Genomic DNA, 3,059 nt, shown 5'->3' with positions numbered 1-3,059 from the left:
GGCCAGCCGAGCCGGCGCCCGGCGACGGTCAGCAGCGCCGGCAGCAGGGTCAGGGCGGCCAGCACGCTGATCAGGGGGATGAGCAGTCCCGTGAACCCGATGCTGCGCAGGAACGGAACGGGCAGCGCGATCAGCGCGGCGAGGCTGATGGCGACGGTGATGCCGGAGAACAGGACGGACCGGCCCGCGGTGGCCAGGGCGTGCCGGACGGCGTCCGGGCCGTCGCGGCCGTGGCCGCGTTCCTCGCGCCAGCGGGTCACGATCAGCAGCGCGTAGTCGATCGCCACGCCCAGGCCGATCAGCGCGAGCAGGTACTGGACGATGAACGCCACGTCGGTGACGGCGGTCAGGCCCCACACGATCAGGAACGTGGTCAGGATGGACGCGGCGGCGATCACGAGGGGCGTGAGCGCCAGCAGCGACCCGAACACCAGGGCCAGCACGACCAGCGCGCCCAGCCCTCCGGCGAGGGTCTCGACCAGCACGCTGGGACCACCGCCGCCGCCTCCGCCGGCGGACAGCGCGTCCTGCCCGGTCACCGCCACCGGGACCCCCGTCGCCGCCTGCGCGGTCGCGGCGGCCTTGGTCAGAACGGGCAGCGCGGCCGCGTACGGGTCCGGGCCGGGCACAGGTCGCGGGTAGACGACCATCACCGCGGTGCGTCCGTCCTTCGACTTCAGGGCCGGTGCCTGCATGGGGGTGAGCGTCCGCGCCTGTAGCCGCGCGGTTCGCATGCCGTTCGCCACGGCCGACGCGACCTGCTCGGACGCCTGTCCGGGAAGGGGACGGCGTCCGTCCCCGATGACCAGCAGGACCGGCGCGTTCGCGCCGCCGGAGCCGACGGCCGCGAGGATCTTCTGGTTCGCCTCGTACCCGGCGCGTCCCGGAAGCGAGAAGTCGTAGCTGAGCGCGGCGGTCGCCTTCGGCGCCGCATAGCCGCCGGTGACCGCCAGCACCAGCCAGGCGGCGATCACCCACCAGGGGTGCCTGGTCACCAGGCGGGCGAGGGCCGGCATGGGTTCACGCTCCTGTCGGATCGGACGCGGAACGCCCACGTCGGAGTGATCTCAGGCGATGCCCCCGTCCCGGCGGACCTAACGTCGGAGGCCGGAGAACGCTGATCTGCTCGTTGCGGCGCAGGCCGCGGTGTTCACAGGTTGTGCCGGAGGAGCAGGTCGTCGGGGAAGGGCGCGAGGTACGTCTGCCCCGCGATGTAGTCGAAGTGCTCGCCCTCGGCGTGGTGGCGCAGCAGGGCGATGGGGACGCTCAGCGGCGCGCGACCTTCCCGATAGGACTCGATGGCCTGGAGGATGTCGTCGCGGCGCGTCGGGTCGAGTTCGTCGCTGATGAAGCCGAGCACGTGCTGGAGGGCGTTGGTGTGGCGGCCGCGTCCCGCCCGGACGGCGAGCGCGGCCGTGAACGCGCGGCGGTAGTCGTCTACGAGGTCTTCTCGCGGGCGTCCGCCCGCCTGCGCGACGACGCGTCCCGTCTCGCGGTAGCCCTCGGGGGAGTGGGCCAGCAGCTGCATCTTGTGCCTGCTGTGGAAGGCGATGAGGTCGCGGGGCCGCCATTCGCCGGAGAAGAAGGCGCGGAGCCTGGCCTGGGCGAACACCCGCTCCACGAAATGCTCGCGCAGCACCGGGTCGTTCAGCCGTCCGCCCTCCTCGACGGGCAGGTCCGGATAGGCCCCCAGCAGCAGGGCGGCGAAGACGCCGCGTCCCTTGCGGTCGACGGGCTGGCCGTCGGCGCGCTCCCCGGGACGGCCGGAGGCGTAGCGCGGTAGGTTCTGCAGCCCGCAGCTGGGGGAGCGGGACTTCAGCACGTAGCCGTCGATCTCGTCCAGGCCCGGGAGCCGGTGCTCGGCGAGCGCGGTCATGGCCCCGGTGTAGTCGTCGCCGCCGTCCTTGGTGACGATGTGCCCGTCCGTGCGCAGCCGCATCGACGGACGCGGCGCGCCCAGCCCGATCTCCATCTCCGGGCATACCGGCACCCAGTCAACGTGCCGTGACAACGCGCCCGTGAGGAACCGGTCGCGGCTGTGCGCGCCGTTGTAGCGGACGGGCGCGCCCAGCAGGCAACTCGACACCGCCAGCCGGGGCCGTGCGTCCTCCCACTGCACGATGCGCCTCCGAAAACGCTCCGTCCCTCCGAAAACGCTCCGGAACTCATTCGTAGTCGATCGCGCGGGAGCGGGGAACCATCGGGCGGCAAACCCACGGCAATAACGGGACGGACCGGCGCGCCCGCGGCCATCTTTCTCGCGAACAATGCTCGTCTGGGGGGCGTCGGCGGCGTTCATCGAGGTCACCGGGGGAAGCACACGCGTATGAGACCTGCCGGAAAGCTGATACCCGCCGGAATGCGAAGGCGGCGTCCCACCGTCCGCTGGAAGACCTACGGGGCCACCACCGCGGCCGTGACGGCGACCGCCGCGCTGGGCGGGGCGGCGGTCGACACCGACAACGACTGGTACCGGACGCTGGCCAAACCGCCGTGGCAGCCGCCGTCCTGGGCGTTCGGCGCGGTCTGGACGCCGCTCTACGCCTCGGTCGCCTGGGCGTCCGGACGCGCCCTGCTGACATCCTCCGGCAGCGCGCGCAGAACGCTGGCCACCAGCCTCGGCGTCAGTCTGGCCATGAACGTGGTGTGGAACCACCTGTTCTTCGCGCGCCGCAACCCGAAGGCCGGCGTGGTGGGCACACTGCTGCTGGACGCGAGCAACGCCGACCTGGTCCGCCGTACCGCGCGCATCGACACCGCTGCCGCCGCCGCGCTGCTGCCGTACGCCACCTGGTGCCTGTTCGCCACCGCGCTGAACGCCGACATCGCCCGCCGCAACCGGGACACCGGCTGATGCGCACCTCGGTGATGCTGTTCACCCGCGACCTCCGGGTGCGCGACAACCCCGCCCTGGCCGCCGCCTGCCGGGCGGACCGGACCGTCCCGCTCTTCGTCTTCGACGACGCGCTGCTGGACGGCCCGTTCGCCGCCCCCAACCGCGTCCGGTTCCTGCTGGACGCCCTCGCGGACCTGCGCGAGTCGCTCCGCGGGCTGGGCGG

The 3,059-nt window shown here is 72.8% G+C and carries 4 protein-coding genes; 2 read left to right on the top strand and 2 right to left on the bottom strand.

Annotation, left to right across the window (positions count from 1 at the left end; genetic code table 11):
- Both AB0J52_RS34125 and AB0J52_RS34120 read right to left on the bottom strand, forming a co-directional pair.
- A partial coding sequence (locus AB0J52_RS34125) for an MMPL family transporter (RefSeq protein ID WP_500187016.1) occupies positions 1-1,016 on the bottom strand: 1,016 nt, incomplete at its 3' end.
- 134 nt (positions 1,017-1,150) lie between these two features.
- Positions 1,151-2,119 carry a YbgA family protein gene (locus tag AB0J52_RS34120; protein ID WP_500187015.1) on the bottom strand — a complete coding sequence of 323 codons (969 nt, stop codon included), beginning with the start codon at positions 2,117-2,119 and terminating at the stop codon, positions 1,151-1,153.
- Between the two features lie 240 nt (positions 2,120-2,359).
- Between AB0J52_RS34120 and AB0J52_RS34115 the strand changes: the two genes are divergently transcribed.
- Both AB0J52_RS34115 and AB0J52_RS34110 read left to right on the top strand, forming a co-directional pair.
- Positions 2,360-2,854, top strand: a complete 495-nt coding sequence (locus tag AB0J52_RS34115) for a TspO/MBR family protein (protein WP_500187014.1) — start codon at positions 2,360-2,362, stop codon at positions 2,852-2,854.
- On the top strand, positions 2,854-3,059 hold a 206-nt coding region (locus AB0J52_RS34110; protein ID WP_500187013.1), incomplete at its 3' end, for a deoxyribodipyrimidine photo-lyase. The genes AB0J52_RS34115 and AB0J52_RS34110, both read left to right, overlap by 1 nt.

The organism is Spirillospora sp. NPDC049652 (assembly GCF_040675125.1).
Lineage (GTDB): Bacteria > Actinomycetota > Actinomycetes > Streptosporangiales > Streptosporangiaceae > Spirillospora.
Note: the sequence above shows the minus strand (reverse complement) of the source record. Positions and strands in the feature narration are given on the sequence as shown.

Coding starts and splice junctions, on each gene's coding strand:
- AB0J52_RS34115 (WP_500187014.1), top strand. CDS start 2,360: ATGCGAAGGCGGCGTCCCACCGTCCGCTGGAAGACCTACGGGGCCACC.